This window comes from Psychrobacter sp. AOP31-B2-9 (assembly GCF_052378005.1).
Classification (GTDB): domain Bacteria; phylum Pseudomonadota; class Gammaproteobacteria; order Pseudomonadales; family Moraxellaceae; genus Psychrobacter.
Genome location: NZ_JBQSXG010000183.1, coordinates 1 through 5,101, shown reverse-complemented (window position 1 = coordinate 5,101; position 5,101 = coordinate 1). Strand labels below are relative to the sequence as shown.

Annotated in this window: 5 protein-coding genes; 2 read left to right on the top strand and 3 right to left on the bottom strand. The window is 41.8% G+C overall.

What is annotated here, in order from left to right:
• Positions 1-509, top strand: a 509-nt coding sequence (locus ACT3SX_RS13850) for an FAD-binding domain-containing protein (RefSeq protein ID WP_444519159.1), incomplete at its 5' end; no start/stop codon positions are given.
• A 490-nt stretch (positions 510-999) separates the two neighbouring features.
• Complete coding sequence (locus ACT3SX_RS13845; RefSeq protein ID WP_192992535.1) at positions 1,000-2,718, top strand: proline--tRNA ligase; 1,719 nt, start codon at positions 1,000-1,002, stop codon at positions 2,716-2,718.
• A 108-nt stretch (positions 2,719-2,826) separates the two neighbouring features.
• Here the strand turns inward: ACT3SX_RS13845 and queF are convergent, their stop codons facing one another.
• The 3 genes from queF to ACT3SX_RS13830 form a co-directional block, all read right to left on the bottom strand.
• A complete protein-coding gene (gene queF, locus ACT3SX_RS13840; protein ID WP_192992536.1) occupies positions 2,827-3,711 on the bottom strand; it encodes an NADPH-dependent 7-cyano-7-deazaguanine reductase QueF in 885 nt (294 codons plus the stop codon).
• A 63-nt stretch (positions 3,712-3,774) separates the two neighbouring features.
• The gene (locus ACT3SX_RS13835) at positions 3,775-4,602 is read right to left on the bottom strand and encodes a hypothetical protein (protein WP_192992537.1); all 828 of its coding nucleotides are present in this window, start codon (positions 4,600-4,602) and stop codon (positions 3,775-3,777) included.
• 96 nt (positions 4,603-4,698) lie between these two features.
• On the bottom strand, positions 4,699-5,101 hold a 403-nt coding region (locus ACT3SX_RS13830), incomplete at its 5' end, for a hypothetical protein (protein WP_444518743.1).

The window sequence follows — 5,101 nt, the reverse complement described above, 5'->3', positions numbered from 1 at the left end:
AAATCAGTTGGTCGTATGATACCAATAACTTCGAGGCATGGTGCACAGGTATGACAGGTGTGCCATTGGTTGATGCCGCGATGCGTTGCCTGAATGCCACAGGGTTTATGCACAATCGCCTACGGATGGTGACAGCGATGTTTTTGACCAAAGACTTACTAATTGACTGGCGCTGGGGGGAGCGTTACTTTATGCAGCAGCTGATAGATGGTGACTTTGCATCCAATAATGGTGGCTGGCAATGGAGCGCATCTACGGGCACTGATTCAGCGCCCTATTTTCGGATTATGAACCCCTTTAGCCAAGCCAAAACCCATGACACAAAGGGCGAGTTTATTAAGACGTGGCTAACTGAGTTAAAAGACGTACCTGCTACTATCCTGCATTCAGAAGAAAAAATGCGTAAAGCACTCAGTAAAAATGGAGACTTTGCCGATACAGACTACCCTGTACCAATGGTCGAACATAAAGCCGCTCGACTATTAACCATCGCTGAATTTAAAAAATAAAGCTAGGGCCTGCCCTCAATTCAATCGACAGACATCTAAATAGGTTGAAAATAGCTAAAAACATACCTAATACTGAGAAATAATCGAGTTATAACAACCTCATCGCATCCTTTATGCAATGTTGACTCTGAAAAGACAAAAAGTCATTGCGTCTTAGGCAAACTTTACCTAACATAGTCAGATTGTATGAATAAAATATCAGTATCAAAGTATTTATCAGGTTTTTGACCTGAATATTTTGTATTTCAACATACTGATGCATCAATCAAGATACCCCCTCTTCTGTATTATTAGAGCGGTTTTACTAAGATGCTCTTTACTAGCATTTTATTCGCTGAATGTTAGTCACAATGTGAGTTACTAGGAAATACCCTAGATTATTGTCAAGTTATAAAGGTAAGCTTGCGGCGGCAACGAAACGATTAGCCAGACGCTCAACATCCTACTATTTCTTCTTATTTTTTATCGTTGATAAGGTTACGCTTTATTTATGAAAGCCAGTCAATTTTTATTTGCCACACTAAAAGAAACTCCAAGTGATGCCGACATCGCCTCAAGCCAGTTGATGGTGCGTGCTGGTCTTATTCGCAAGATTGCTTCTGGATTATATATTTGGCTGCCCATGGGGCTACGTATCTTACAAAAAGTCGAACGTATTGTTCGTGAAGAGATGCAAAATGTCGGTGCGCAAGAAGTGCTCATGCCGATGACTCAGCCTGCTGAACTTTGGCAAACGACCGGACGTTTTGATGATTATGGTCCTGAGCTATTACGCTTTAAAGACCGTCACGATCGTGATTTTGTGCTTGGTCCAACGCACGAAGAAGTCATTACCAATTTGGCTCAAGGCGAGCTGCGTAGTTATAAGCAACTGCCTATCACCTTCTTCCAAATTCAAGGGAAATTTCGTGATGAGATTCGTCCACGCTTTGGTGTGATGCGTGCACGTGAGTTTACCATGAAAGACGCGTATTCATTCCACGTTGACCAAGCTTCATTGGCTAAAACTTACCGTGATATGTATGACGCTTATACGCGCATCTTTACCCGTTTGGGTTTAGATTTCCGTGCAGTACAAGCGGATACAGGCTCTATCGGTGGTTTTGCTTCTCATGAGTTTCATGTATTGGCAGACAGTGGCGAAGACGATATCGCATTCTCAGATTCTTCTGATTATGCTGCCAACGTTGAGCTGGCTGAATCGGTCAGCACTGCTGAGCGTCAACCGCCCAAAATGGAGCGCGAAGACGTCTTAACAGAAGGCATGACCAGCTGTAAAATGGTGGCCGAGCATCTAGATGTACCATTAGAGAGTACCGTCAAAACCCTAATCGTCCACGGTCATACCGAAGATGATGAGCCGCAACTGATTGCTGTCGTGCTACGCGGTGATCATCAGCTTAATGAGATTAAAGCTGAAAAAATTGAAGAGGCCAATGTACCACTGACATTGGCATCTGATGAAGAGCTAAAAGCAGCGGGCTTACACAAAGGCTATATCGGTGTCGACCTAGACATGCCTGTCTTTGTCGATCGTTCAGCCGCTACCCTGTCAGACTTTGTATGCGGTGCTAATGAAGTCAATAAACACACAATCGGTATGAACTGGGCGCGTGATGCAAGTATTACTCGTATCGTTGACGTCCGTAATGTACAGGAAGGCGATCCTTCTCCTGATGGTAAAGGTACGCTAAAAATCAAACGTGGTATCGAAGTCGGTCATATTTTCCAGTTGGGTGATAAATACTCACAAGCGATGAACTGTACCGTATCAGGTGAAAATGGTAAACCAGTCACGCTAATGATGGGCTGCTACGGTATCGGTGTGAGCCGTATCATTGCCGCTGCCATTGAGCAGAACAATGACGAAAACGGTATCATGTGGCCAACCACACCAACCGTTGAGGATTCGATTGCACCTTTTGAAGTCGCTATTATTCCAATGAAGTCAAAAGAAGAGACTGTCATGCAGACTGCCACCGCGCTGTATGAAGAACTAAAAGCGCAAGGCATCAACGTACTACTTGACGACCGTAATGAGCGTCCAGGCGTTAAGTTTGCTGATCTTGAATTGATTGGTATTCCACATCGTATCGTGGTCTCCGACCGTAACTTGGCTGAAGGCAAGTACGAATACGTCAATCGCCGTGAAGCAGAAAAGCAAATGCTAAGCCGTGAAGAAGTCATGGCAAAAGTAAGCAGCAAATAGTTTTAATCTTAAAAACTGTGCCATAAAAAGCGCCTATCTCATTCAATGAGATAGGCGCTTTTTTATTGACTTAAGATCTTCACATATTTTGGTCAGTTGATAACCACCCTATTGGCGAATTAAACGGCTTGGCTGTGGCAGTAGATTTATATCACTCACACGGCAAGGATTGATATCGATACCACCTCGGCGCGTGTACCATGCACGAACCATCAATGCGCTTGGCTCATAATACCGACTCAGATCAGCAAATATCTGCTCAACACACTGCTCATGAAAGCCGTTGTGCTGACGGAAGCTTAAAATATAACGCAGTATATTCGCATCGTTGACAGCCTTATCAGTCGTTATCGACACAGCCAACGTTCCCCAGTCTGGCTGATTGGTCACCGGACAATTACTACGCAGTAAATTAGAATAAAAAGTATAAGGTTGAGTGCTGCCACTTATCACGCTCTCGCTACTCGTTTCTGCTCCATTATCACGTAGCAATGACGCATCAGGATGCTCGCACAATGCTACTTTTTCACTGCTATTTGCCAAGGCATCATCAATACAGACCCCTTCAGGCTGTGCAATTAATAATCCCGACTGCTTATTGTATTGTTCATCATCTAAGCCAAATAACTCAACAATGACTTCTGCTTGCACACAAGCCGATAAGTCTTTGGCAATCAGCGTTTGCACCTCTGCCCAACTGGCAAATTCAGTAAAATTAATACTGTTGAGATATAGTTTCAACGATTTTGATTCTACGATAAACGCTGAGCTAGCGGGAATCCCAAAGCGTGCAATAGCCACTTGCGAAATACCTTGCGTATTCAACCAAGACATCTCAAATGCCTGCCACCAATCAACACCAACTGCTAATTTAGCATCGTGCCAGCCAATCGCATCGCGCCCCATACTACGAGCGATAGGATATAGCGTCTCTGGGCTATACTGAGTTGGATAGTCCGTGGTTTGCTCACCTAAAATACCGTGGATACTCATAAGTTACTTACCTTTCATGCCTAAATACAATGAAACAGAAACACGTTATTTTACAGCAATGAACTATTTTATGGGAATCATTTGCCAGTCTAAGGTAGGCTCAGTCTTCACATAATTAAATCGTACTCGATAAGCAATAGTGTCACGTTCATTCATCTTAAAATAAAAGTCTACTAATAAGCTATCATCGGTAACCCACTCGAGCTTTACACTATAAGGCCGTAGATTATCCTCACGACTGTTATAAAACTTGAAATGTTGCCTAAATTTATCATAATCTATATTGTTTTTATCATATTGATAGTTACCGTGTTTGTCTTTTTTCCAAATGAGAACCTCTTCTTCTCCTGGAAACTCAACTTTAACAGTGGCTGCATAAGTCATATCTGGTGAAAACGTCAAATGCGATCCCTCAAAGTTTTGTGTAGCGCCCGTGTTTAGATCAACAAATACTGTGTTATTCGTTTCATAGACTTGTCCAGATAGATAAAGCCAGTTTTTATCCTCATCGTAGCGATTTATCAGATAAACATATCTAAGGCCGTCCCCGTCTATGTCCTGTACAGGCGTATCGGTCAATATGATAGGTGCTTCATGATTGGGTATGGTAATAGTGGTTTGGTTTAGCTGACGAGAAACATATTTTGATAATTGTAGTTTTTCGATGAGATTTTGATTATAAATCATCGCACTCTGATCCAGGCAAGCTCGATATTTTGGTTCATCTTTACTATAACAATCCTCACCCCAGTTAGGATAAATAGACCCTTCTATCATCTCCCAAACATAATCATCAATAGTTGCTTTGGGTAAGCTTGCTTGCGCTGAAAGCGTGACAAAGCCAACAGCTAACACGATAAGACTAGTTAACAACAGTTTTGATTGAGTCATGATGTTCCATTGCCATTTTAAAAAAAGATACAGTCAACGCTTATCCTGTCCCAAACCACCAAATATCTTCGTATTTTGATTTACAGATACAGCACTTTAATCAATAGTCATACCTGTAAACATATCGTATTTGCAGTTAACCTTACCCCGGAAGGCTATGAATTTACCATCATACTCGATATAAGTATGAATGGTCTGACCATCCGATAGATATGTCTTATTATTCACTTTGTCCATATACTGCTCATACAGCTTATCAATGATTTCACTAGCGGTTTTATCATCTATATGATCTATTGCTAATTTGAGAGTTTCGATCATCTCAATCCTTTCTTGCTCTAGGAGCTGATGATGATACTGATTTCTTTGTTTAAGACCATAGTTGCCATAAGTTAGCCGAGTAAACCTCTGATCCTCTTTCCAGTAATGCCCATCTAAGCTGCTTTCAACGTAAATATAACTGCCTGAACCTATTAATTTTACTAACGTTTTAAAATTA